We start from the raw sequence: 23,940 nt of genomic DNA on the forward strand, positions 1-23,940 counted from the left end.
GTATACCTTCGAATCATGACCCCTTCTGCCCCTGACGTCACGACCATTGCGTCCGCCGGGTCGGCGGTGCTAGGACGCCGTCAGCACTATGGGGAGTTCTACGGTCTCTCTCCGCTTCCCGACAGTTTCGGGGTCGTCCTGGGCAACTGCCAGGCCGAATCGCTGCGGGTGGTCATGGACGCCCCTGACCGACGATTCATCCGCGTTCCGCCGGTGCACGAGATGACCGCCGAAGACGCCCGTCTCCTGCACGCTCTCGTGCCGGCTGCGCACACGGTGGTCACGCAACCGGTGCGCGACGACTACCACGATCTGCCTCTCGGCTCGCGTCAGGTCGCCGCGGCCACCTCCGCCAGGGTGCTCACGGTGACCCCGGTGAGGTTCGCCGGGCTGCACCCGTTCCAGGCGGCGATCCGGGTTCCCGGCATCGAGGAGAATCCGCCCATCGTGGCGTATCACGACATCCGCACTCTGGCCGCAGCCGCCGGCATCCCCGTCTCGTCGTCGATCGACCCTGAGGCGGTGCGGGCCATCGGCCGCGCCTCGGTCGACGTGCTGCGCACCCGGGAGGCCACCACCGACATCCGCGTCTCCGACCTCTTCGACGCCGTCACGGCCGACCACGCCCGCACCGTCAACCACCCCGGAAACGCGGTCTGGCTGCCGCTCGGAGCGCGCGTGCTCGACCTCCTGGGCGATGCCGACGGACCGATCGACCCCGGGCGCCCGCTGCTCGGCGCCGTGCGCGCACCGCTCGCTCCCGAGGTCGTCGAGGCGTGGGACCTGCCCGACGAGCCGCGGGCGCACTGGATCGTCGAGGGGGAGACCGTCGACGATGCGGAGGTGCGAGAGGCGCACCTGGCCTGGTACGCCGCGCATCCCGCCTTCGTGGCAGCGGCGATCGAGCGTCTCGCGCCACTGCTCGCCGTCTGGCGGGCCGCGTGACCGGCGCGCCGCTGCTGCTCGTCCACCCCGGCGGTCACGGTGTCGCCGTCTACGCCCGCGAGATGGCCTCCGCGATCGGCGGTCTCGCTGACGTGCGCACCGTGGAGCCGAGCGGGCTCGCCGCCCTGCCGGACGGCACCGCCGTGCACGCGCACTTCACCGACCGCCTCTGGGGTGTCTCCCCCGAGGAGGCCGCGCGGGAGTTCGCCGCTCTCGCGGCGCGATTGCGGATGAGCGTCACCCTGCACGACGTGCCGCAGGAATCGGACGGCGAGCGCAACCGCCCTCGGCGCCGGTCCGCCTATGCGCTCGTCGCCGGGGCCGCCGTCGGTGTCGTCGTGAACAGCGAGCACGAACAGGCGCTGCTGCGCGAGGAGGACGTGTGGTCGGGGCCGGCCACCGCGATCCCGCTCCCGGTGGAGGGGGATGCGGATGCCGCGCAGCCGCGCTCCGACGGGTCGGTCGGGGTGCTCGGATACTTCTACCCGGGCAAGGGACACGACGAGGCGGCGGATGCGGCGGCCGCAGCCGGCATCCCCAAGCTCACCGTGCTCGGACGAGCGTCCGACGGCCACGCCGGAGAGCTCGAGACGTTCGTGCGCCGCGCCGCCGACCGCGGCGTCGAGGTCGACGTCACCGGGTGGCTCGACGATGAGGAGATCGCCCGGCGCGGGCGCGCAGTGGCGGTGCCGGTGATCGCGCACCGTCATATCTCGGCATCCGGTTCCCTCGCCTCGTGGATCGGCTGGGGTCGGCGCCCGGTCGCCGTGCGCAACCGCTACATCGACGAGATGGCGCGCCTGCGCCCCGGCACCCTCTCCGTTGTCGACGAGCCGGTGCTCGCCCCAGCGCTGCGCGACGCCGCCGACCACCCTGCGACGACCTGGCACGGACTCGCTCGACTGCCGCACTCGCGGACGGACGCCGCAGACGCCTACCTGCGGCTGTGGGACGGGCTGGGATCGTGACCGAGCGGTGGGTCGTCGGCAACGGGTGGGATGCGATGGACGGCGTGGTACCCGACCGTCTGCCCCGCGTCTCGGTCATCGTGTCGCACTACGACCAGCCGGGCGAGCTCGCCCGCACCCTGCATGCACTCGCCGCGCAGGACTACCCGCCGGAGCTGCTCGAGATCGTCGTCGCCGACGACGGGTCGCCCGGTGATGTCGTCGTGCCCGAAGGAGTGACGCTCGTGCGGCAGGAGGACCGCGGGTTCCGCCTCGCCGCGGTGCGCAACCTCGGCGCGCGGGCGAGCAGCGGCCAGGTGCTGTGCTTCCTCGACGCCGACACCGCGCCCGAGCCCGGATACGTGCGCGCTCTCTCCCGCTTGCCCGCTCTGCTGCCGGATGCGGTCGTGGTCGGTCGCCGCCGCCACGCCGACTTCTCGGGCGTCGCGGTCGAGGTGCCGATCGTCGAGGCCGCTGCAGGTCGCGAGCTGCCGGAGCCCGCGTGGCTGGCCGACGAGTATGCAAGGAACCGGAACCTGCTCGATGCCGATGACCGCTCCTACCGGTTCGTGATCGGCGCGGTCATCGGCTGCTCCCGTCGCCTGTTCGACGAGGCGGGCGGGTTCGACGAGACCTTCACGTCCTACGGCGGCGAGGACTGGGAGTGGGCGCACCGCATGTGGCAGGCGGGCGCGGTGTTCGCGCATGTGCCGGATGCCGTCGCCTGGCACGACGGGCCCGAGTGGGCGGGTCGTGACGGCTCCGGCGTCGACCGCGCCAACGTCCAGACCCTGCGACTGCAGGCGTCGATCCCGGTGCCGGGGTCGTCGCCGCGCGCGCTGTGGTCGGGGGCGGCCGACCTCGTCGTGCGACTCCACGGCGAGCACTCGTCGGCGGCGCTGTTCATCGTCGCGGACTCGCTGTTCGAGGCCTTCCCTCGCGCACGGCTGCTGCTCGACGAGGTGCCTTCCGTGCTCGCCGATGACCCGCGAGTGCTCGTCGCGACGGACGATGTCGACGCCCGGGTCGTCTGGGAGATGCAGCGCCCCGTCGTCGTCTCGGAGGCGCCGTGGATCGTCGACGTCGTGCGGCGGCTCGGCTCGGGACACGTGGGATCGATCGAGCTCGTCACCGACGTCGACTCACCGCTCGGATACCTCCGCTCGCGCCGAGCGACGCGACGCGCGGAGCGCTGGGGTACCGAGGACGGATTCGAGACCCGGCGGATGAGGGCCGTCGGCATCCATCCGCTGCGCGCGGATCCGCGGGTCGAGGCCTGGGTCGGCGGCTGGGGCGGCGTCGGCTCGTTCTGCTGACCGACCGGCCGCCGCGGCACGGGCGTTACAGCCGGTCGACCGCCGTCACGGTGACCACGGCCGCTCCCTCCTCGTCGGAGGCCGCGAGGTCGACGGTCGCCGAGATGCCCCAGTCGTGGTCGCCGGCCGGGTCGTCGATGATCTGTCGAACGGTCCATTCGGTCGCGCCCTCCGTGAGGAGGAGCAGCTGCGAACTGCGCGCGTTCGCGGCGGTGAGGATCTCGTCGTGATCGGCGAAGTACCCGTCCAGCGCGTCCGACCATGCATCGGCGCCGAAGGCGGGGTCGAGGTCGCCGAGGGCGGCGACGTCCTCGCGGGCGGCGAGCTGCACCCGGCGGAACAGCTCGTTGCGCACGAGGATGCGGAAGGCGCGGACGTTCGCGGTGAGGCGCTTGGGGGCTGGTGGCACGATCGGCTCGTCGTCGTGGCCCTGCGGGACCCCGGCCACGAGCTCCTCCCACTCGTCGAGCAGGCTGGAATCGACCTGACGCACGAGCTCGCCGAGCCACTCGATGAGGTCACGCAGATCCTCGTCCTTCAGCTCTTCCGGGATGGTCTGCGAGGCTGCGCGGTAGGCGTCGGAGAGGTAGCGCAGCACGACGCCTTCGGAGCGAGCGATCTTGTAGAGGGCGACGTATTCCCCGAACGACATGGCCCGCTCGTACATGTCGCGCACGACGGATTTCGGATGCAGCTCGAAGTCGCGGATCCACGGCTGCGCAGCACTGTACGTCTCGAAAGCGGCCGTCAGCAGCTCGTCCAGGGGCCTCGGGTACGTCACCTCCTCGAGCAGCTCCATGCGCTCGTCGTACTCGATGCCCTCGCGCTTCATCGCCGCCACGGCCTCGCCCCGTGCCAGGAACTCCTGCTGGCCGAGCACCGCCCGGGGGTCATCGAGGGTGGCCTCGACGATCGAGATCATGTCGAGCGCATACGACCCCGTGCCCGTGCCGGCGGTGGGATCGGGGTCGAGCAGGTCGAACGCCGCGAGGGCGAATGGCGACAGCGGCTGGTTGAGGGCGAAGTTCGGCTGCAGGTCGACCGTGAGGCGGATATCTCCGTCGGGCGTGCGCTCCACGACCTCGGACTCGAGCAGGGTGCGGTAGATCCCGATCGCTCGCCGGGCCAGCTCGCGCTGCCGTGCGCGCGGCTCATGGTTGTCGTATACCAGGGAGCGCATGTTCGCGAACACGTCGCCGCCGCGGGCTATCACGTTGAGCATCATGGCGCTCGTGATCTGCATGTGCGAGGTCAGCGTCTCGGGCTCCGCGTCGATGAGCTTGCGGAACGACGGCTCGCCCCACGACACGAACCCGTCCGGAGCCTTCTTGCGGATGATCTTCCGCTTCTTCTTCGGGTCGTCGCCGGCCTTCTTGATCGCCGCGATGTTCTCGCTCTCGTGCTCCGGGGCCTGCGCCACGACCGTTCCGGCGGTGTCGTATCCGGCACGCCCCGCCCGACCCGCGATCTGGTGGAACTCGCGCGCGTTGAGCTGCCGCATCCTTGTGCCGTCGAACTTCGTCAGCGCCGTGAGCAGCACCGTGCGGATCGGCACGTTGATGCCGACGCCCAGGGTGTCGGTGCCGCAGATCACGCGCAGCAGGCCGCGCTGCGCGAGCTGTTCGACCAGGCGGCGGTACTTAGGCAGCATCCCGGCGTGGTGCACGCCGATGCCAGCGCGCAGGAAGCGCGAGAGGGTCTTGCCGAACGCCGTCGTGAAACGGAAGCCGCCGATCAGCGCCGCGATCTCGTCACGCTGCTCGCGCGTCGCGACCTTCGTGCTCGACAGCGCCTGCGCGCGCTCCATCGCCGCGGCCTGCGAGAAATGCACGACGTAGATCGGCGCCTGACCGGTGCCCAGCAGATCGTCGATGGTCTCGTGGATCGGGGTGGTCTCGTAGAAGAAGTGCAGCGGCACAGGTCGTTCGACACCGGTGACGGATGCCGTCTCGCGGCCGGTCCGCCGGGTGAGGTCGGACGCGAGCTGCGTGACGTCGCCGAGGGTCGCCGACATGAGGATGAACTGCGCCTGCGGCAGTTCGAGCAGCGGCACCTGCCACGCCCACCCGCGGTCAGGGTCGGCGTAGAAGTGGAACTCGTCCATGACGACCTGCTGCACCGCGGCATCCGGTCCTTGCCGCAGTGCGAGGTTCGCGAGGATCTCGGCCGTGCAGCAGATGATGGGGGCGTCGGGGTTCACCGACGAGTCACCGGTGATCATGCCGACGTTCGCGGCGCCGAACACGTCGACGAGGGCGAAGAACTTCTCGCTCACGAGCGCCTTGATCGGGGCGGTGTAGTACGAGCGACGCCCGGTGACGAGCGCGGCGTAGTGCGCGCCCACCGCGACCAGCGACTTCCCCGTGCCCGTCGGGGTCGAGAGGATGAGGTTGTTGCCGGAGGCGATCTCGATCAACGCCTCGTCCTGCGCGGGATACAGGGTGATGCCGGTTGACTCGACCCAGTCGACGAACGCCGTGTAGACGGCATCCGCATCGGATCCGTCGGTCAGAGTCGCGCCGAGGAGCATCCTCCGATCCTTTCATCCCGCCGCGTGCGCGGTCGCGCGTTCGCGCATTCGCGACGGGAGGCGATCTCCGCGATGGGCGGAGGAATCTCGGGGAATCGTCCGCCCGACGGCGAGAAGACCGCCTGAGCCCGTCGGATGCCGATGCCCGCCGCTCGCTCAAATGGTCATGCCCGCCAGACGCTCGGGGTCGGCGAGCACCTGCAGGTCGATGATCCGCCCGTCCTCGATGTCGAATGCCATGAGCGACACGATGCGGTCGCCGAAGGATGCCGCGACCCCGGGCCGTCCGTCGATGAGCACCGGCGAGGAATGCGCGGCGAGACGGGCGGCGAGCACAGCCTGCGCCCCGATCTCGGCGGATCCGTGCAGTGTCTGCGTGCTCGTGCCGTAGTCGGCATGGAGTGTGGCCTCGTCGTGGAGCAGCCCGAGGAGCGCGGCCAGATCGCCCTCCTGCGCCGCGGTCAGCCAGGCCTCGACCAGCGCGCGTCCTCGGCGGCGGTCGGCCCGATCGGGCACCGAGGCCTCGCGGAGCCGTCGTCGCGCCCGCGATGCCAGCTGTCGTGCGGCATCGGGAGAGCGGTCGACGGCGCGTGCGACCTCGTCGAACGGCTGGCCGAACACGTCATGCAGCACGAAGGCGATCCGCTCCGCCGGCGTCAGCGCGTCCAGCACGACGAGCAGCGCCACGTTGACGCGGTCGGACCGGTCGACGAGGTCGGCGAGATCCGGTGCCGTGTCGACGGGCTCGTCGCGCCACGGCTCGATGTTCCACGACTGCTCTCGGGTCGACCGCGGAGCCCGGAGCAGGTCGAGACTGATCCGCGACACCACGGTGGTGCACCACGCGTCGAGGTTGTCGATCGCGTCGGCATCTGATCGGGCGAGGCGCAGCCAGGTCTCCTGCACGGCATCGTCGGCATCGGCGCTCGATCCCAGCATCCTGATCGCGATCGCCCGCAGTCGTGGTCGAGCCGCTTCGAACCTCTCGGCCAGCTCTTCGTCGTTCATGTCACATCTCCCCGTCGCCGCTCGTCATGATCTCGACGGATGCGGCGGCCGAGATGTGACAGGCCATCGCGATACAAGGAAGGAAGACCATCATGAGCACTCCCATTCTCGTCACCGGAGGCACCGGGAACATCGGACGCCACACGGTTCCGCTGCTGCGCGCCGCGGGCAGCGAGGTGCGCATCCTCAGCAGGAACGCGGATGCCGACGCCGCCGGCATCCGCTCGTTCGAAGGAGACACCGTGAAGGGGACCGGTCTCGCCGAGGCGCTCGACGGCGTCGAGACGGTGCTGCACCTTGCCGGCGGCGCGAAGGGCGACGACATCGCGGCACGGAACCTCGTCGCGGCAACCCGGCGGGCGGGCGTCCGGCATCTGATCCTCATCTCGGTCGTCGGTGCGGATGGGATGCCGATCGGCTACTTCCGCATGAAGGCGGCCGCCGAACGCGCGTTCGCGGAGTCCGGCATCCCGTGGACCGTGCTGCGCGTGGCGCAGCTGCACGACTTCGCTCTGCCGATGGTGAAGGTGCTGTCGGGCATGCGTATCGCACCGCGCGGGCTGCGTTTCGAGACCGTCGGAGTGGATGCCGTCGCCGAACGCCTCGCAGAGCTGACGCTCGGTGCACCCGCCGGTCGTGTCGCGGATCTCGCCGGCCCCGAGGTGCAGGAGGTCGCGGATCTGGTGCGGGCGTTCGACGCGGCGCGCGGGCGAACCCGTCGACTGATGCCTCTGCGCATTCCCGGTGCCGTCGGTCGCGCCTACCGCGCGGGTGACAACCTCGCCGACGAGACGGCGGTGCGCGTGGGGACGACCTGGGTGGAGTTCCTGGGAGAGCGCACTGCTGTCAGCGCGTGAGAGCGCGGTCGCGCGCTCGCGAAGGGAGGCGATCTCCCCGATGGGAGGAAGGATGCGGCGGGGTTCTCCTCCCGACGGCGAGAACTCCTCCCTCGGCGCGCAGGCCGGGGCGGGACCTCAGACCGAGGTCGCGGCGCGCAGCGCGATGCGGATCATGTCGCCGAACGTCTGCTCGCGCTCCTGAGCGGTCGTCTCCTCACCGGTGACGATGTGGTCGGAGACGGTGCAGATCGCGAGAGCGCGGCGCTCGTAGTACGCGGCGAGCGTGTACAGGCCGGCGGCCTCCATCTCGACGCCGAGCACCCCGTGCTTCACGAACGGCTCGGTGAGCTCGGGGCGGGTGCTGTAGAACTGGTCGCTCGAGAAGAGCAGCCCCACGTGCACGGCCGAGTCGATCGGCTCGGACTCGCTCGCCTCGACCGCCGCGCGCAGCAGGCCGAAGTCGGCGACGGGGGCGTAGTCGAGGCCGTGGAACCGCACCCGGTTGATCCCGGAGTCCGTGCAAGCGCCGTTCGCGATGACGATGTCGCGCACCGCGAGCTTCTCGGTCAGCGCCCCGCACGACCCGACGCGCACGATGGTCTCGACGCCGTAGGAGTCGAACAGCTCGTTCGCGTAGATCGCCATCGACGGCTGCCCCATGCCCGACCCCTGCACCGAGACGCGGTGCCCCTGCCACGTGCCGGTGAATCCCAGCATCCCCCGGGTCTCCGAGTAGATCTCGGCATCCTCGAGGAAGGTCTCCGCGATCCACTTCGCCCGCAGCGGGTCGCCGGGAAACAGGACGACAGGGGCGATCTGGCCGGGCTCTGCGGCGATGTGCGTGCTCATCAGTCCAGCGTATTCGCGCCGACCGGCCCCTTTCCATGCCGCCCACCCCTCTACGGCCGCACAGAAGAGGGGTGGCTCGCGCAGAAGGGGGTGGCTCGGCACGCGAGGATGCTCAGCCCTCGCGCCTGCGGACGATCTCGTCGATCCAGATCGGCGCGAACGGCGACGTGCATCCGGGAGCGGTCGGGTAGTCGGCGAGCACCCGCAGCCGTGCGCCGATGTCACGAGCTCGAGCGCGGAGCTCCAGATGGAAGATGCCGATGTTCGCGAGCGTCTCGTTCATCGACCACTGCAGGCGGGGCGCGGCGCCGGTGAGATCCCGCTCGATGAGGTCGAGGAGGTGCGACAGGTCGAGCCCTGTGGCATCCTTCTGTACGCGCACGGTCGTGAGCGCCCAGGCGGCGGCGGCCACCGTCGGGTCGGCATCGTCGAACCACCGCACGCGCAGCTCCTCGGCGAGGGGCGTCTTCTTCGCGACGTAATTGACGAACCAGTCGTTCACCTTGGGCGCGCGGGTCTCGCGCAGCATCGCGTCGAGCTCGTCGTCACCGAAGGCCTTCGGGGTGCAGATCAGCAGGGCGAGCAGCCGCGCTCCCGTGTCTCCGGTCGTCCACAGCTCGCGCGCGAGCGCGTGATCGGTCTTGATGCGCTTGGCGAGGGCGCGAAGACGACTGAGGTTCATGCCGTGGTCGTCGCCGCGCTTCTCGTTCGCGGCGCGCATCTTCGGGTCTTCGAGCGCCGCGAGTTCGGCGAGAGCGGCGTCGACGGTCATCTCCGGCATGCTTCCAGGGTAGAGCGCGAGGTCGCGCATCGGGGCTTGTCAAGACCACTGCCCCCTCGCGCCGGGCCCCGATAAGGTCGCACAGAACATCGACCAGACCGAGAGGACCGAACATGGGCACCGAGAACGACGGCATCGACACCGACCGCACCGACATCAGCTCCGAACCGTCGCCCGGCGCGGAGGAGAACGACAACCTCGGCACCGAGGACAACAAGAGCGAGCCGCCGAAGGTCCTCCCCTCCGACGGAGACGACGACGGCCGGCACAGCAGCGACATCGAGGCCGAGCGCGACTGACCCCGGGATCATTCCTCGTCGAGGAGTTCGCCGCGGATGCGGCGCAGGTCCTCCATCAGCGAACCGACGAGGATCCAGTGCGCCGACGAGGGCGGACGGATGACGAGGGGAGCCGTCAGCGCGGGGATCGCCGAGGTCAGAGCCTCGGGTTCCCGCGCGACGTCGGCGATCTGCACGGCCAGCCGCACGTCATGGCCGGCTCGGCGCAGCTGATCGGCGATCGCGGCGACGGCAGGCTCCTCGCCGATCGAGTCGTCGTAGTGGTCGAAGTACGCGCGCGTCATGCCGATGGTCTGCGTGACGATCGGAGTGAGCTTGTCGAGCAGCGCCCGCATCTCCGCGAGGTCGGCCCGGTGGGTCGAGCGCCGCGGGTTGAGGGTCAGCGACTCCTCGCCCGCCGCGATCGCGGCCTCGGCCGCATCCCGCATCGGCCGCAGCAGTCGTACCTCGAGCATGAGCTCCTGCAGCTGTGCGGGCGACTGCGGCTCGGGCAGGGCGTCGGCGAGACGATCGAGGCTCGCGGCGAGCTCGCCGCCCAGCAGTCCGAGGTCGCGCCTGGCGGGGGCGACGAGCACGGGCGGAACGATGAGCGCATTCACGACGATGCCGATGACGACCCCGATGAGGGTCTCGAAGATCCGGGCGAGCGCGTAGTCGGGCGTCGAGCCGAGCGCCAGCACGAGCATCGCCGAGATCGCCACCTGGTTGCCGGTGCCGGGTGTGGCGCGCAGCGCCCACGCGATGAGCATCGCCACGACGATCGCGAGCAGCACGATCCAGCTGGGCGACCCGAGCAGCAGGCCGAGGGCGACCGCGATCACGACGCCGACGATCACGCCGATGCTGCGCTCGAGCGCCTTCGACAGCGACTGGTTGATACTCGGCTGCACGACGAGGAGGGCGGCGATGGCGGCGAAGACCGGCAGCTGCCCCGGCACCACCCAGCCGGCGAGCAGCCAGGCCGCGATCGTCGCTGCGGCGGATTTGACCACCTGCAGCAACGACGAGCGCTTCGAGGCGCGGATCGCGGCGGGGATGCGCATGCCTCCACGCTACTCGCGGCGGTCTCGGCATCCGGCCCCCTTGCGCTCTCGCCCCTCACCCTGTCAACCCCTTCACGTCGTGCCGCGAGAAGGCGTCGAATAGAGGAACGAACAGAAGACGAATCAGTGAGGAGCATCACATGGCGCAGATCATCGAGACCATCGACGTGCACGTCCCCGTCGACGTCGCCTACAACCAGTGGACCCAGTTCGAGAGCTTCCCGGAGTTCCTCGACGAGGTCGAGTCGATCGTGCAGATCGACGACACCCACAACCACTGGAAGGTGAACGTGGGCGGTGCGACCCGCGAGTTCGACGCCGAGATCACCGAGCAGCACCCGGACGAGCGTGTCGCGTGGAAGAGCACCGGTGGCGACACCGAGCACGCCGGCGTCGTGACGTTCCACAAGCTGGAAGACCTGACGACGCGCGTCACCGTGCAGATCGACTGGGAGCCGGAAGGCCTTCTCGAGAAGGTCGGATCCCTCGTCGGCGCCGGATCGCACGCCGTGAAGAAGGATCTTCAGAACTTCAAGGAGTTCATCGAGAAGCGCGGAGCCGAGACGGGCTCCTGGCGCGGCGACGTGGAGGCCTGAGCACCTCATCTCCCTGACGAGGCCCGGAGGCAGCATCGGCTGCCTCCGGGCCTCGTCGCGTGCGGATCGTCCGACGGCATCGAGGACGCGTCGGCCGCGAAGATAGGGCATCCTCCCGATGCCGGGGGTCGGCCTTAGAGCGGAGTGTAGGGACATCCCAACCGAGGAGATGTCATGTACGAGCACCCGTACCTCAGCCAGCAGGTCACCGAGTTCGAGCGCCGGGAACTCGCGCGCGCGGTCGAGCGCCGCCGGTTCCTCGCCGAGCACGCCGACCAGATAGTCCCTCGCCAGGCAGGCCGGCTGCGCCGGATCGTGGGGCGGATGCTGCGCGGCTCCGCCGCATCGCGCGAGAGCGCCAGGGATGCCGTCGCCGGCCGCCGCGCGACGCCCTGCGAACCCGCATCCGCCCGGTGAGATCGACCGGCTTCGCGTCGACGGCGGCGGCCCTGCCGGATGTCGGAGGGGAGTGGCACGATGAGTCCATGCTTCCGTCCGCCCCGAGCACCGCGATGGTCGGCCGCGAGGCCGAGACCAGGGTCCTGCGCGGGGGCTTCGAGCGATCGCTGGAGGACGCTCCGGTCGCACTGCTCGTCGAAGGCGAGGCGGGAATCGGCAAGTCGCGGCTCCTGCGCGAGTTCGCCGCCGATGTCGCGAACCGAGCCGACGTGCACGTCGGGTGGTGCCTCGACCTCGGGGCGTCGCGCTCTCCGTTCGGTCCGCTCGTCGGCATCCTGCGGTCGATCGTGTCGCGGCTGGGCGCCGACAGCGTCCGCGAGCAGCTGGGCGTCGGCGCCGAGGCGCTCGGCATGCTGCTCCCGGAGCTGAATCCCACCGAGCGCAGCCAGACGAGTCCCGATCGGGTGCGTGATGCGATCGCCGCGCTCATCGAGGTGGCGGCCGAGCGCAACCCGCAGGTGCTGATCGTCGAAGACCTGCACTGGGCCGACGATTCGACGCTCGCGATCCTCTCCTTCCTCCTGCGCACCCTGTCGCGCGGCCGCATCATGCTGCTGCTGTCGTGCCGCAGCGACGACGTGCGACGGGGCGATGCGGTGAGCTCGTTCATCGGCGAGTCCACGCGCGCGCGCCTGCTCGAGCGCCTGCAGGTCGACCGGCTCGACTCCGCTGCCGTGCGCGAGCTCGCCGAGTCGATAATGGGTCAGCCGCTCAGCGACGCGGCGATCGAGCGCATCCAGTCGCGGGCAGAGGGCGTGCCGTTCTTCGTCGAGGAGATCGCCGGGTGCTCGGCCGGACCACTCCCCGGCACCTTGCGCGACCTGCTGCTCGCCCGGTTCGACCGTCTCGGCGGCGATGCGCGGCGCGTGGTGCAGGTGGCCTCCGGGGCCGATCGAGCCCTGAGCCATCCGACGATCGCCGCGCTCGCCGGCATCGGTGACGACCGGCTCGACGAGGCGATCCGCGAGGCGACGCAGAGCGGCATCCTGATCGTGCTCGATGACGAGTACCGCTTCCGGCATGCGCTGCTGCGCGAGGCGGTGCACGACGACCTGCTGCCCGGCGAACGCGCCCGGCTGCACCGCGCTTACGCGGAGCTGATGGAGGAACAGGGCGACGGCGTGGCGAGTGGGGAAGCAGCCGCCTTGGCTTTCCACTGGCAGCTCGCGCAAGACCCCCGACGGGCACTGGCGGCCGCGATGGCGGCGATGAGCGATGCGAAGGCGCGATTCGCGTTCGCGAGCGCGGGGCGGTTCGGCGAGCTGGTGCTCGAGCTGTGGGCGCAGGTGCCCGATGCCGCGGAGATCGTCGACATCCCTCGACTCGAGTTCCTGCGGACGTTGGGCTCGGTGCTGCGCAACGCGGGCGACGGGGAGCGCGCGCTCGCTGTGGTGAACCTCGCGCTGTCCGAGGTCGATGCGGCGACGGCCGACCCCCGTACGCATGCCCGCCTGCTGCGAGACAAGGCCTATTACACGAGGAACCTCGGGCGCAACGGCGCGGTGCCGCTGCTGCAGGAGTCGCTGGCGGTGCTCGGGGTCCGGGTCGACGACGACCGCCTGCGCGCATCGGTCCTCAACCAGCTCGGGAGCCGGTACATGGTCGCCGGGCGTCTCGTCGAGGCCATCGAGATCGCGGCGGAGGCGGAGAGCCGGGGCGAGGCGGTGGGGTCGGACGAAGAGACGTCGATCGCCGCGAACATCCGCGCCGCCTCGCTCGCGCACCTCGGCAGGATCGCCGAGGCGCACGAGCAGTACGGACTCGCCCTGCGCCGCGCGAACACGACCAACGCCGAACTGCGGTACCGCGTGAACTACTCCGACCTGCTGGGTCTGCTCGGGCGCTACCGCGACGCGGTGCGGGTGGCCGATGAGGGGATGGAACGTGCCCGCGTGTACGGCGTCGAGCGCACGACCGGCGCGATCATGACGCAGAACATGGCGGTGCCGCTGCTGGAGATGGGCGAGATCGCGCGGGTCGAGGGGATGCTGGCGCGCGAGCTCGCGCAGGCCACCCTGCGCATCTTCCACGCCTACTCGACCATGACGCGGGTGCGCGTGCTGTCGTGGCGCGGCCGACACGTCGAGGCCGCCGAGATCGTGCGCGAGTGGCATCCGATGTTCACCGAGGCGGGGGTGGAGGAGCGGCAGATCTGGTACGACGAGATCATGATGCGTCTCTCGGTGGCCGAGAGCAGGGGAGACCTCGCAGCGGCGCTCGCAGAGGTCAGGGCGATGCTGCGCGACGACGGACCTCGGTTGCTGCACGAGCGCCGCCTCATGCTCGAGGCGGGGTGGCTGATCGCCGAGCTCGGGGCGTCGGGGGAGTCCGTCGATGATGCGAGGGACGAGGTGCGCGCCGCCTGGCTCAGTCAACCAGAGCAGCTCCTCGGCGACGCGTGGTGGAGCATGCTGTCGGCGTTCCTCGATCCGTCGATCCCCGCTCTGCAGGCCGCGGTCGGCCTGGCCGACGGCGACGACGTGCCGGTGACGTTCCGCGTCATGACGCGTCTCGAACTCGCCAGGATGCTCGTCGACGCGGGCGACCGCGGGGCCGCGGCATCCGTCCTCGACGAGGCGCTGCGCACGGCCGAGAGCCTCGCACACGTGCCCCTCGGGCGTGCCGTCGCGGATTTCGCGCACGCCGCCGGGCTCCGCACGGCCGAGGGTGAGCGCGCCCCTGGCACAGACCCGGGGCGCACCGATCCGCTCACCGCGCGCGAGCTCCAGGTGCTCGAACTCATCACCGAGGGACTCAGCAACCGGCAGATCGCGGAGCGCCTGTTCATCAGCGTGAAGACGGTGAGCGTCCACGTGTCGGCGGTGCTCCGCAAGCTCGGTGTCGCGAGCCGCACCGAGGCGGCCGTGCGTCATCGCGACCTGGCCCACCCGTTTGTCAGCCTCCCGTGATACGTTGACGGAGTGTGCGTGCCGGATGATCTGGCGCGGCGCAGGTCGCTTCAGCGGCCGTATCAACAGAAAGTAGAAACACATGGCCACTGGCACTGTGAAATGGTTCAACGCAGAAAAGGGCTTCGGCTTCATCGCTCCCGATGACGGCTCCGAAGACCTCTTCGCCCACTACTCGGCTATCGCCGGCTCCGGTTTCAAGGAGCTTCGCGAGAACCAGAAGGTCGAATTCGACGCTGAGCGTGGCCCCAAGGGCATGCAGGCGGCGAACATCACCGCTCTCTGAGCGGGCGCTGACTTCCTGGAGCCGGCCGGATCCCCTGGGGATCCGGCCGGCTTTCTGCGTACCCCCCGCGCTGCGACCACCCCGAGATGAGGGTCGCCTTACTTTCTGTTAGATTAGGCGAGGCTTACCAAAGCCGTGGCGCCCCTCTCTGCGCCGCCCCTCCACCTCCAACAGAAGGAACGCCCGTGCGCACCTCCCGTCTCCTCGCCGCCGGTGTCGCCGCGGCGCTCGCCGTGGGCCTCGCCGCCTGCTCGACTCCGTCCGGCGGCGACTCCGACTCCGCCGGTGGCAACCCGGCCGACGACGGGGCCTTCCCCGTCACGATCGAGCACGCCTACGGCGAGACCACGATCACCGAGAAGCCCGAGCGCGTGGCGACGGTGGCGTGGGCGAACCACGAGGTGCCGCTCGCACTGGGCATCGTGCCCGTGGGCATGAGCAAGGCGACGTGGGGCGACGACGACGACAACGGCATCCTGCCCTGGGTCGAGGAGAAGCTCGACGAGCTCGGCGGCGAGGCCCCCGTGCTGTTCGACGAGTCCGACGGCATCGACTTCGAGGCCGTCGCCGACACGCAGCCCGACGTGATCCTGGCGTCGTACTCGGCGCTCACCAAAGAGGAGTACGACACGCTCTCCAAGATCGCTCCGGTCGTCGCCTACCCCGACATCCCCTGGGGCACCACGGTCGACGAGATGATCGAGATGAACTCGAAGGCACTCGGCCTCGAAGACGAGGGCGACGCTCTCGTCGAGGAGCTGCATTCCGAGGCGGAGGCCGCGCTCGAGGCGCAGGGCGACCTCAAGGACAAGAAGGCGATGTTCTTCTTCGTCGACCCGTCCGACCTCAGCCAGATCGGCTACTACACGCCCATCGACCCGCGCGTCGGCTACCTGAACGAGCTCGGGATGCCGCTCTCGTCGCTGCTCGAGTCGGATGCCGACACCGATCAGTTCTACCTGCAGGTCAGCTCGGAGGAGGCGGCGAAGTTCGACGACGTTGACCTCATCATCACGTACGGCGACGACTCGCTCCTCGCCACGCTCCAGGCCGACCCGCTGCTGTCGAAGATCCCCGCGATCGCCGAGGGCCGCATCGCCGTACTGCCCGACTCCACCCCGCTCGCCGCGTCGGCCAACCCGACGCCGCTCTCCATCCCGTGGGGCATCGCGAAGTACTTCGAGACCCTGGCTGCGCCGCTCGCGCAGTGACGCTCGGCACCACCCGCTCCGCACCGTGACCGCTGTCATCGCTCCCGCGCCGGGCCTCGCAGATCTGCGACGCCCGGCGTGGGTGCGCACCCTCTGGCTCCTCGCCGGCGTCGGCGTGCTGCTCGTGCTGTGCGCGATGTCGGTGAGCTTCGGCGTGCGAGCCGTCACCCTCGACGACATCGGCGCGGCGTTCTCCGGACACGCCGACACCATCGCCGAGGCGGCCGTCGTCAAGCGCATCCCTCGCACGGTGCTCGCGCTCCTCGTCGGCGCGGCCCTCGCGCTGTCCGGGGCGACGATGCAGGCGGTGACCCGCAACCCGGTCGCCGACCCCGGCATCCTCGGGGTGTCGAACGGCGCCTCGTTCGCCGTGGTCCTGGGTCTCGCTTTCCTCGGCCTCACGAACCCGTACGGGCAGATGGCGCTGGCGATCACCGGCGCCGCGCTGGCCGCGGCGTTCGTGTACACGGTGGGTTCGCTCGGCCGCGGCGGGGCGACGCCGCTCAAGCTCGCCCTCGCCGGAGCGGCGACGTCGGCGGCGTTCGCCTCGCTCATCAGCGCCGTCATGCTGCCGCGGGTCGACCTGCTGCAGGCCTTCCAGTCGTGGCAGATCGGCGGCGTGGGTGGAGCCGAGTGGCCGCGCATCGCCCTGACCGCACCCGTCCTCGCGGTCGGCGCTCTCATCTGCCTGGCGAGCGCGCGCGGCATGAACTCCCTCGCGCTCGGCGACGACATGGCCAAGGGGCTAGGAGAGCATGTGTTCCGCACCCGGCTCGTGTCGGCGCTCGGTGCCGTGATCCTCGCCGGCGCGGCGACCGCGATCGCCGGTCCGATCGGGTTCATCGGCCTCGTCATCCCGCACGTGTGCCGGATGCTGATCGGCACCGATCACCGGTGGCTGCTCCCTTTCTCGGCCGTGGCCGGAGCGGCGCTGCTGCTCGCGAGCGACATCGCGGGCCGGGTCATCGCGCCCTCGTCGGAGGAGATCCAGGTGGGCATCATCACCGCCATCATCGGAGCGCCGTTCTTCATCTGGATCGTCCGCCGGCAGAAGGTGCGTGAGCTGTGAGCACCATGGACCGCATCATCCCCGCGCAGGCCGCCCCGGCCGACCGCGTCGCCTCCATCATCGCCGGTCGCCGCGCGCGCCACCGCCGCCATGCGGTCGCGACGATCGCGCTCGGAGCGCTGCTGCTCGTGCTCTTCGCGGTCGCGCTCATGGTGGGCAACACGTTCTATCCGCTCGACGCCGTGGTGCGTGTGATCCTCGGCGAGACCGTGCCGGGCGCGTCGTTCACGGTCGGCGAGCTGCGCCTGCCCCGCGCCGTGCTGGCGGTCCTCGCCGGGATCGCGTTCGGCATGGCCGGCGTCTCGTTCCAGACGCTGCTGCGCAACCCGCTCGCGTCGCCCGACATCATCGGCATCTCCAATGGAGCCGGCGCCGCGGCGGTGATCGGCATCATCGTGCTGTCGCTCGACGGGCCGCTCGTCTCGCTGATGGCGCTCGGCGGAGCCCTGCTCACCGCCGGCGCCATCTACCTGCTGTCGATCCGCGGCGGTTTCGCGGGCACCAGGCTGATCCTCATCGGCATCGGCGTCTCGCTCATGCTGCAGAGCGTCATCTCCTATGTGCTGTCGAGGGCCGCGTCGTGGGACATCCAGACCGCGATGCAGTGGCTCACGGGAAGTCTGAACAGCGCCTCGTGGGAGCGCGTCGCCCCGCTCGCCGTCGCCGCCGTCGTGATCGTGCCGCTACTGCTCATCCAGGGCAGAGCACTCGGCGCGATGCAGCTCGGCGACGACTCGGCATGCGGACTCGGGGTGCGGGTGAACGCGACTCGGGTGCTCTGCATCCTCGGCGCCGTGGCGCTGCTCGCCTTCGCCACCGCCGCGACCGGGCCGATCGCCTTCGTCGCCTTCATGGCGGGTCCGATCGCCGCCCGGATCACCGGCCCCGGCGCGAACCTGCTCCTGCCCAGTGCATCAGTGGGAGCCGTGCTCGTGCTCGGCAGCGATCTGCTCGGCCAGTTCGCGTTCGGCGAGCGCTACCCGGTCGGCGTCATCACCGGCGTGCTCGGGGCCCCGTATCTCATCTACCTGCTCGTCCGCACCAACCGCTCGGGAGGCTCCCTGTGACCGAGGCGCACACTCTGACGGCGGAGTCCGTCACCCTCGCCTACGGCGACCGCACCGTCATCGACGGCCTCGATCTGCAGATCGCGCCCGGAAAGATCACGACGATCGTCGGCGCGAACGGATGCGGCAAGTCGACGCTGCTCCGTTCGCTCGCCCGCCTGCTCTCGCCCACCGAGGGGCAGGTCGTGCTCGACGGCATCTCGGTGCATACGCGACCCACGAAGGAGGTCGCGCGCATCCTCGGTCTCCTTCCGCAGTCGCCGGTGGCCCCGGAGGGCATCGCTGTCGCCGACCTGGTGGGTCGCGGACGGCATCCGCATCAGAAGATGCTGTCGCGATGGAGCACGCACGACTACGAGGTCGTCGCCGACGCCCTCGCGGCGACCGGCACGACCGAGCTCGCCGATCGCAGCGTCGACGAGCTCTCAGGCGGGCAGCGTCAGCGCGTGTGGATCGCGATGGCCCTCGCCCAGGAGACCGACATCCTGCTGCTCGACGAGCCGACGACGTTCCTCGACGTCGCGCACCAGGTCGAGGTGCTCGACCTGCTGACCGACCTCAGCGTCTCGCGCGGCACGACGATCGTCATGGTGCTGCACGACCTCAACCTCGCTGCTCGGTACTCCGACGAGCTCGTCGCGATGAAGGACGGGCGCGTGCACGTGACGGGCACGCCGCAGGAGGTCGTCACCGCCCAGCACGTCGAAGAGGTCTTCGGCCTCGCGAATCAGATCACCACAGACCCGGTTTCCGGAAAACCGATGGTCACGCCGATCGGGAGGCATCATGTCCGTTGAAACCACCACCGACCGTCCGACCTACGTGCTCGCCCGCGCAGAGGTGCGCGCGGTCGACCGCGTCTCGCCGAACTTCGTGCGGGTCACGTTCGGCGGAGACGAGCTCTTCGAGTTCGGCACCCCCGGCGACGTGTTCGACTCGCGCATCAAGCTCGTTTTCCCGCCCGCCTCCGGCGTGCTGCCGCCTCTCGACCGTGAGACCGACAACTGGTGGGCCTCGTACCTCGCGGTCCCCGAGGACGAGCGTGGGTCGATGCGTACCTACTCGGTGCGCGAGCTGCGTGTGACGGACGCCGGCACCGAGCTCGACGTCGACTTCGTGCTGCACCTCGCCCCCGGCCTCTCCGGTCCCGCCTCACGCTGGGCCGATGCCGCCGCGGTCGGCCGGGAGCTGTATCTCGTCGGGCCGCGCCGAGGCGTTCCGGCGAGCGCGCACGGGGGAGCGGAGTTCGAGCCGGGCAGCGCAGCCTCCGTCGTTCTGGCGGGCGACGAGACCGCCGCTCCGGCGATCGCGCGGATCCTCGAAGACGCGCCCCGAGACCTGCGCGGCTGTGCGTTCATCGAGGTGCCGTCGGCGGACGACGTGCTGACCATCGACGCCCCGGCCGGTGTCGAGGTGCGCTGGCTGCCCCGTTCGGAGGATCAGCTGCACGGTCTGCGGCTGATCCCGTCGGTGCTCGAGTACCTCGGCGATGCGGATGCCGGCGATGACGTCGACGTGACCGACATCGAGTCGGAGGACCTGCTCTGGGAGACCCCCGACTACTCGGGCCTCGGCGAGGAGATCGACGTGGCGGACGCCCCGGCCGAGCGCTACTTCTGGATCGCCGGCGAGAGCGGCGTCGTGACGACGTTGCGCCGCCATCTGGTGAAGGATCTCGGCATCGACCGTGGGCAGGTGGCCTTCATGGGCTACTGGCGTCGCGGGGTCGCGATGCGCGGCTGATTCCGCCGGATCCCCCGATCTTCCGCGCTCCGGGGTGGCACCTACAGCCCATATCGGTATTCCACCCATCGGGACGACGGCCTCTGGCAACATTGCCGGGTCACGTCGTCGGGGGGAACCGTCATGCGGAAGAACGCGCTCATTCGATCCATCGCCATCGGGCTGTCCGGAATCCTGGCGGTGACGGGATTCACGGCTGCTCAGCTCGTGAGCGCGGCACCGGCGCGAGCCGCGGAGCAGAACGGCTACGTGTTCAACGACCCGTGGACGCTGCAGTCGCCGGGATCCGCCACCACCCAGTACACCCCGGCCGCGTACACGTCGTTCGCCACCATGCGCGCCGCCACCGTGATCCCGGTGTCGACGGGCGCCGTCTCTGTGGCCGCCGAGTTCGCGCCTCTGGGAGCGCGCTCGCCCGGATCCAACTTCCTCACCGACGGGGCGAACATGTCGACCTATGGGGCGCAGTCGTCGATGTTCGCCGGTCTGCCGACGGTCGGAGCCGTGCCGGCGATCGGTCTGCTGACGAGCGCGAGCACGGGCTGCGGCGGTCCGCTGGGCACCGCGGCGCACCAGGACTTCAACGGCACCTGTGCGGTCGGGCGGCTGACGCTCACGTTCTCGAAGCCCGTCACCGACGCGGTCGTCGACATCTCGGGTCTCGGCGGCAACGCCGAGCGCGGGGTCAACGCCTACCAGCGCGGATCCTTCAACGCCACGCTGTGGACGATCGCCAGTGCGGGAGTGTCGTTCGGCCAGGTGTCGAGCGGGGCGACGAACCTCGTGGCGACCGACAAGACACTGCGCGTGCGCAACCTCAACACGAACTTCAACTGCGCGACCGCTCCGAGCGACCGCGCGGGTACGAGGGCGGCGACTCCGGTGAAGGATGCCGCGGGCTGCGGCACCGTCGTCCTGTCGGGCACGTTCACATCGGTCACGTTCGACATCTCGTCGATCGTGACGCCGTACAGCGCCTTCTCCGCCGCCACTCACGGCACGGGAGCGGCCTACACGGCGAACGACGGCACCGCCTTCGCCGACGGCATCAACGGGCTGAACTCGAACCGCACCGAGGCGGCGCTGCTTCCGGGCGGCGCGAACCAGGACAGCAACTCCGATCTGCAGCGACTGTCTTTCCGTCTTCCGTCATTCGGGGCCATCGGCGACCGCGTCTGGAACGACGACGACGGCGACGGAGTGCAGGACGCCGGCGAGGCCGGGGTCGGGGGTGTGACGGCCACGCTCACCGACGCTGACGGCGTGGCTGTCCGCAACGCCGCGGGAGCGCCGTTCACCGCCGTGACCGCGGCGAACGGCAGCTACCGCTTCTCGGCTCTGCCCTTCGGTGACTACCGGGTGCGGTTCTCGGGATTGCCCGATCGATCGTCGTTCACGCGACAGGATGCCGGGGGTGACGCCGTGGACTCCGACGTCGATCCGGCGACAGGGCTGTCGTCGGTGGTGCGCATCGACACCGCGGCTCCGGAGAATCTGACCGTCGACGCCGGGATCGGACTGTTCGGTTCGATCGGCGACCGCGTCTGGTTCGACGAGGATCGCGACGGCGTGCAGGATGCGGGCGAGCCGGGTGCGGGCGGTGTGACGGCGGTGCTCTACGACGCGGGCGGCGCGGAGGTCGCGCGCACCGCGACCGATGACGACGGCGCCTACATGTTCACCGGTCTGCGGATGGGTGGCTACACGGTGGGCTTCGAGGGATTCCCTGATGGCGCGACCCTCACGACGCAGAAAGCAGGCAGCGACGACGACGCCGATTCCGACGCCGACCCCGAGACGGGACGGACCGGCCGCATCACGGTGACCCCCGCCGCACCCGACGTGACCGACGTGGATGCCGGACTCGTGAGGCCTCTGCTGGGCTCGATCGGTGACCGCGTGTGGCGCGACGAGGATCGCGACGGCGTACAGGATCCGGGCGAGCCCGGAGTCGGTGGGGTCACCGTGGTGCTGCTGCATCAGGGAATCATCGAGGTGGCGCGGACCACGACCGATGCCGACGGCGTGTACCTCTTCGCCGGCCTGCCTCTCGACGAGTTCACGGTCGAGTTCACCGACCTCCCCGCCGATCTGACTTTCTCTCAGCGGGGGCGTGGCGACGATCGCGCGGAGGATTCGGATGCCGATCCGGAGACCGGGAGCTCGGACATCGTCGCCCTGACCGCCGATGCTCGGGATCGCCTCGACATCGACTCGGGGCTCGTGGCGCCGCTGCGGGGGTCGATCGGCGACCGGGTGTGGCGCGACGACGACCGCGATGGCGTGCAGGACCCGCGCGAGCCCGGTGTGCCGGGGGTTCTGGTGATGTTGATCGGCGCGGAGGGAGTGGTCGCCACCGCCCGCACGGACGCCGACGGCGCATACCTCTTCGACGATCTCCCGCTGGGTGACTACCAACTGCTGTTCCGGGAATTCCCCGCGGGCTTCTCTCTGGTCGAGGACGGGCAGGGCGATGATCGCACGCGGGACTCCGATCCGAGTCAGGTCTCGGGATTCACCCGCGTCATCCCGCTCACAGCGCAGCAACCGGATCGTCTCGACATCGATGCGGGGCTGGTGGCGCCGGTCCTGGGTTCGATTGGTGATCGGGTGTGGCGTGATGAGGACCGGGATGGCGTGCAGGATGCCGGTGAACCCGGGGTGCCCGGGGTGACGGTCGTGCTGCGCGGTGCGGACGGGGCCGAGGTGGCCCGCGTGGTGACCGACGCTGACGGCGCCTACGGATTCGACGACCTGCCGCTCGGGGAGTACTCGGTGGAGTTCGCCGACCTTCCCGACGGGGTGACGCTGTCGCCGCAGGGGCGTGGCGATGATTCCGCGGAGGATTCGGATGCCGACCCGGCGACGGGTCGGACGGCGGCGGTCGTCCTCACCGCGGATGATCCGGACCGCCCTGACATCGATGCGGGGCTGATGCTGCCGGTCCTGGGTTCGATTGGTGATCGGGTGTGGCGTGATGAGGACCGGGATGGCGTGCAGGATGCCGGTGAACCCGGGGTGCCCGGGGTGACGGTCGTGCTGCGCGGTGCGGACGGGGCCGAGGTGGCCCGCGTGGTGACCGACGCTGACGGCGCCTACGGATTCGACGACCTGCCGCTCGGGGAGTACTCGGTGGAGTTCGCCGACCTTCCCGACGGGGTGACGCTGTCGCCGCAGGGGCGTGGCGATGATTCCGCGGAGGATTCGGATGCCGACCCGGCGACGGGTCGGACGGCGGCGGTCGTCCTCACCGCGGATGATCCGGACCGCCCTGACATCGATGCGGGGCTGATGCCTGAGGTCGGGTCGATCGCCACACGTGTCTGGGAGGACACGGATGCCGACGGCATCCAGGATGACGGTGAACCGGGAGTTCCGGATGTGACTGTCATCCTCTCGGAAGCCGACGGGCCGGAGGTGGCCAGGACGTCGAGCGATGCAGACGGGAGGGTCGTCTTCGACGATCTCCGCTTCGGTGACTACGAGCTCGAGATCGCGGGGGTGCCCGACGAGTTCGTGTTCGCGCCTCAGGGTGTCGGCGACGCCGAGAAGGATTCCGACGTCGACCCCGCAACCGGTCGCGCTCTGGTGTCGGTCGTCGGCGCCGCGCCCGACCAGCTCTTCATCGGTGCGGGCCTCGCCGCTGCAGACCCCACCCCGGAAAACCCCGGTGAGCCGACGCCCACCCCGACGCCCACTGTGACTCCGTCTCCGTCTCCGACGACCGGACCCACTCCGACTCCGTCGCCGACGACCGGGCCCACTCCGACTCCGTCTCCGACGACCGGACCGACCCCGACTCCGACGACCGGCCCGGCTCCCACGGTCGGCCCGACCCCTTCCCCCACCGCGGGATCGGCGTCGACCCCGGGAACCCCGGAGCCGCGTGTCCCCTCCGCGACATCACCCGGAGGTCTCCCGTCGACGGGAGCAGACGGCATCCTGGCGCTGGTGCTCGGCGCCCTCGGTGTCCTGCTCACCGGCGCCGGGATCGTGCTCCTTCGCCGGCGCCGAGGCGCCGGAGCCGGCTGATCGCTCGACGA

Annotated in this window: 20 protein-coding genes; 15 read left to right on the forward strand and 5 right to left on the reverse strand. The window is 70.3% G+C overall.

Going from position 1 to position 23,940, the window contains the following annotated elements; genetic code table 11:
• Positions 1-15: 15 nt before the first annotated feature.
• The 3 genes from FSY98_RS09740 to FSY98_RS09750 are packed head-to-tail and all read left to right on the forward strand — an operon-like array spanning position 16 to position 3,208.
• Positions 16-945, forward strand: coding sequence for a WcbI family polysaccharide biosynthesis putative acetyltransferase (locus FSY98_RS09740; RefSeq protein ID WP_144876128.1), 930 nt, complete (start codon positions 16-18; stop codon positions 943-945).
• Positions 942-1,913, forward strand: coding sequence for a hypothetical protein (locus FSY98_RS09745; RefSeq protein WP_144876130.1), 972 nt, complete (start codon positions 942-944; stop codon positions 1,911-1,913). Before FSY98_RS09740 ends, FSY98_RS09745 begins: the two co-directional genes overlap by 4 nt.
• Positions 1,910-3,208 (forward strand): glycosyltransferase family 2 protein, encoded by a 1,299-nt coding sequence (locus tag FSY98_RS09750; protein WP_144876132.1) that lies wholly within the window; start codon positions 1,910-1,912, stop codon positions 3,206-3,208. The genes FSY98_RS09745 and FSY98_RS09750 overlap by 4 nt, the downstream gene beginning before the upstream one ends.
• 25 nt (positions 3,209-3,233) lie before the next feature.
• On the opposite strand, the gene FSY98_RS09755 is transcribed toward FSY98_RS09750, so the two are convergent.
• Together FSY98_RS09755 and FSY98_RS09760 are read right to left on the reverse strand one after the other, a co-directional pair.
• The gene (locus FSY98_RS09755; protein ID WP_144876134.1) at positions 3,234-5,738 is read right to left on the reverse strand and encodes an RNA helicase; all 2,505 of its coding nucleotides are present in this window, start codon (positions 5,736-5,738) and stop codon (positions 3,234-3,236) included.
• 156 nt (positions 5,739-5,894) lie between these two features.
• Entirely contained in the window at positions 5,895-6,746 is an 852-nt protein-coding gene (locus tag FSY98_RS09760) for a sigma-70 family RNA polymerase sigma factor (protein WP_144876136.1), read from the reverse strand.
• A gap of 92 nt (positions 6,747-6,838) precedes the next feature.
• Between FSY98_RS09760 and FSY98_RS09765 the strand changes: the two genes are divergently transcribed.
• Positions 6,839-7,603, forward strand: coding sequence for an SDR family oxidoreductase (locus FSY98_RS09765; protein ID WP_144876138.1), 765 nt, complete (start codon positions 6,839-6,841; stop codon positions 7,601-7,603).
• A 117-nt stretch (positions 7,604-7,720) separates the two neighbouring features.
• Here the strand turns inward: FSY98_RS09765 and deoD are convergent, their stop codons facing one another.
• Together deoD and FSY98_RS09775 are read right to left on the reverse strand one after the other, a co-directional pair.
• Complete coding sequence (gene deoD / locus FSY98_RS09770; protein ID WP_144876140.1) at positions 7,721-8,434, reverse strand: purine-nucleoside phosphorylase; 714 nt, start codon at positions 8,432-8,434, stop codon at positions 7,721-7,723.
• Positions 8,435-8,546: 112 nt separating this feature from the next.
• The gene (locus tag FSY98_RS09775) at positions 8,547-9,215 is read right to left on the reverse strand and encodes a DNA alkylation repair protein (RefSeq protein WP_144876142.1); all 669 of its coding nucleotides are present in this window, start codon (positions 9,213-9,215) and stop codon (positions 8,547-8,549) included.
• Between the two features lie 113 nt (positions 9,216-9,328).
• On the opposite strand from FSY98_RS09775, the gene FSY98_RS09780 reads away from it, so the two are divergent.
• Positions 9,329-9,514: a hypothetical protein gene (locus FSY98_RS09780; RefSeq protein WP_144876144.1), complete on the forward strand. Its 186-nt coding sequence runs from the start codon at positions 9,329-9,331 to the stop codon at positions 9,512-9,514.
• A gap of 8 nt (positions 9,515-9,522) precedes the next feature.
• Here FSY98_RS09780 and FSY98_RS09785 read toward each other — a convergent pair whose 3' ends face one another.
• Entirely contained in the window at positions 9,523-10,557 is a 1,035-nt protein-coding gene (locus tag FSY98_RS09785; RefSeq protein WP_144876146.1) for an aromatic acid exporter family protein, read from the reverse strand.
• A 140-nt stretch (positions 10,558-10,697) separates the two neighbouring features.
• On the opposite strand from FSY98_RS09785, the gene FSY98_RS09790 reads away from it, so the two are divergent.
• The 10 genes from FSY98_RS09790 to FSY98_RS09835 all read left to right on the forward strand — a co-directional run bounded on the left by FSY98_RS09790 (position 10,698) and on the right by FSY98_RS09835 (position 23,929).
• Positions 10,698-11,153 carry an SRPBCC family protein gene (locus FSY98_RS09790; protein ID WP_144876148.1) on the forward strand — a complete coding sequence of 152 codons (456 nt, stop codon included), beginning with the start codon at positions 10,698-10,700 and terminating at the stop codon, positions 11,151-11,153.
• A gap of 174 nt (positions 11,154-11,327) precedes the next feature.
• Positions 11,328-11,570 carry a hypothetical protein gene (locus FSY98_RS09795; protein ID WP_144876150.1) on the forward strand — a complete coding sequence of 81 codons (243 nt, stop codon included), beginning with the start codon at positions 11,328-11,330 and terminating at the stop codon, positions 11,568-11,570.
• Between the two features lie 68 nt (positions 11,571-11,638).
• A complete protein-coding gene (locus FSY98_RS09800) occupies positions 11,639-14,521 on the forward strand; it encodes a helix-turn-helix transcriptional regulator (protein WP_144876152.1) in 2,883 nt (960 codons plus the stop codon).
• Positions 14,522-14,603: 82 nt separating this feature from the next.
• The gene (locus FSY98_RS09805; RefSeq protein WP_144876154.1) at positions 14,604-14,807 is read left to right on the forward strand and encodes a cold-shock protein; all 204 of its coding nucleotides are present in this window, start codon (positions 14,604-14,606) and stop codon (positions 14,805-14,807) included.
• Between the two features lie 185 nt (positions 14,808-14,992).
• Positions 14,993-16,018, forward strand: a complete 1,026-nt coding sequence (locus FSY98_RS09810; protein ID WP_144876156.1) for an iron-siderophore ABC transporter substrate-binding protein — start codon at positions 14,993-14,995, stop codon at positions 16,016-16,018.
• A 25-nt stretch (positions 16,019-16,043) separates the two neighbouring features.
• Positions 16,044-17,087 (forward strand): iron ABC transporter permease, encoded by a 1,044-nt coding sequence (locus FSY98_RS09815; RefSeq protein WP_144876158.1) that lies wholly within the window; start codon positions 16,044-16,046, stop codon positions 17,085-17,087.
• Between the two features lie 5 nt (positions 17,088-17,092).
• On the forward strand, positions 17,093-18,154 hold the full coding sequence (locus FSY98_RS09820; RefSeq protein ID WP_144876700.1) for an iron chelate uptake ABC transporter family permease subunit: 1,062 nt from the start codon (positions 17,093-17,095) through the stop codon (positions 18,152-18,154).
• Positions 18,151-18,951 (forward strand): ABC transporter ATP-binding protein, encoded by an 801-nt coding sequence (locus FSY98_RS09825; RefSeq protein ID WP_144876160.1) that lies wholly within the window; start codon positions 18,151-18,153, stop codon positions 18,949-18,951. Before FSY98_RS09820 ends, FSY98_RS09825 begins: the two co-directional genes overlap by 4 nt.
• A complete protein-coding gene (locus FSY98_RS09830; protein ID WP_144876162.1) occupies positions 18,941-19,897 on the forward strand; it encodes a siderophore-interacting protein in 957 nt (318 codons plus the stop codon). The genes FSY98_RS09825 and FSY98_RS09830 overlap by 11 nt, the downstream gene beginning before the upstream one ends.
• Positions 19,898-20,020: 123 nt before the next feature.
• Positions 20,021-23,929 carry an SdrD B-like domain-containing protein gene (locus FSY98_RS09835; protein WP_144876164.1) on the forward strand — a complete coding sequence of 1,303 codons (3,909 nt, stop codon included), beginning with the start codon at positions 20,021-20,023 and terminating at the stop codon, positions 23,927-23,929.
• Positions 23,930-23,940: the final 11 nt, after the last annotated feature.

The organism is Microbacterium sp. 1.5R (assembly GCF_007667425.1).
Classification (GTDB): Bacteria; Actinomycetota; Actinomycetes; order Actinomycetales; family Microbacteriaceae; genus Microbacterium.

Coding starts and splice junctions, on each gene's coding strand:
- FSY98_RS09740 (WP_144876128.1), top strand. CDS start 16: ATGACCCCTTCTGCCCCTGACGTCACGACCATTGCGTCCGCCGGGTCG.
- FSY98_RS09755 (WP_144876134.1), bottom strand. CDS start 5,738: ATGCTCCTCGGCGCGACTCTGACCGACGGATCCGATGCGGATGCCGTC.
- FSY98_RS09760 (WP_144876136.1), bottom strand. CDS start 6,746: ATGAACGACGAAGAGCTGGCCGAGAGGTTCGAAGCGGCTCGACCACGA.
- FSY98_RS09765 (WP_144876138.1), top strand. CDS start 6,839: ATGAGCACTCCCATTCTCGTCACCGGAGGCACCGGGAACATCGGACGC.
- deoD (WP_144876140.1), bottom strand. CDS start 8,434: ATGAGCACGCACATCGCCGCAGAGCCCGGCCAGATCGCCCCTGTCGTC.
- FSY98_RS09775 (WP_144876142.1), bottom strand. CDS start 9,215: ATGCCGGAGATGACCGTCGACGCCGCTCTCGCCGAACTCGCGGCGCTC.
- FSY98_RS09780 (WP_144876144.1), top strand. CDS start 9,329: ATGGGCACCGAGAACGACGGCATCGACACCGACCGCACCGACATCAGC.
- FSY98_RS09785 (WP_144876146.1), bottom strand. CDS start 10,557: ATGCGCATCCCCGCCGCGATCCGCGCCTCGAAGCGCTCGTCGTTGCTG.
- FSY98_RS09790 (WP_144876148.1), top strand. CDS start 10,698: ATGGCGCAGATCATCGAGACCATCGACGTGCACGTCCCCGTCGACGTC.
- FSY98_RS09795 (WP_144876150.1), top strand. CDS start 11,328: ATGTACGAGCACCCGTACCTCAGCCAGCAGGTCACCGAGTTCGAGCGC.
- FSY98_RS09800 (WP_144876152.1), top strand. CDS start 11,639: ATGCTTCCGTCCGCCCCGAGCACCGCGATGGTCGGCCGCGAGGCCGAG.
- FSY98_RS09805 (WP_144876154.1), top strand. CDS start 14,604: ATGGCCACTGGCACTGTGAAATGGTTCAACGCAGAAAAGGGCTTCGGC.
- FSY98_RS09820 (WP_144876700.1), top strand. CDS start 17,093: ATGGACCGCATCATCCCCGCGCAGGCCGCCCCGGCCGACCGCGTCGCC.
- FSY98_RS09830 (WP_144876162.1), top strand. CDS start 18,941: ATGTCCGTTGAAACCACCACCGACCGTCCGACCTACGTGCTCGCCCGC.
- FSY98_RS09835 (WP_144876164.1), top strand. CDS start 20,021: ATGCGGAAGAACGCGCTCATTCGATCCATCGCCATCGGGCTGTCCGGA.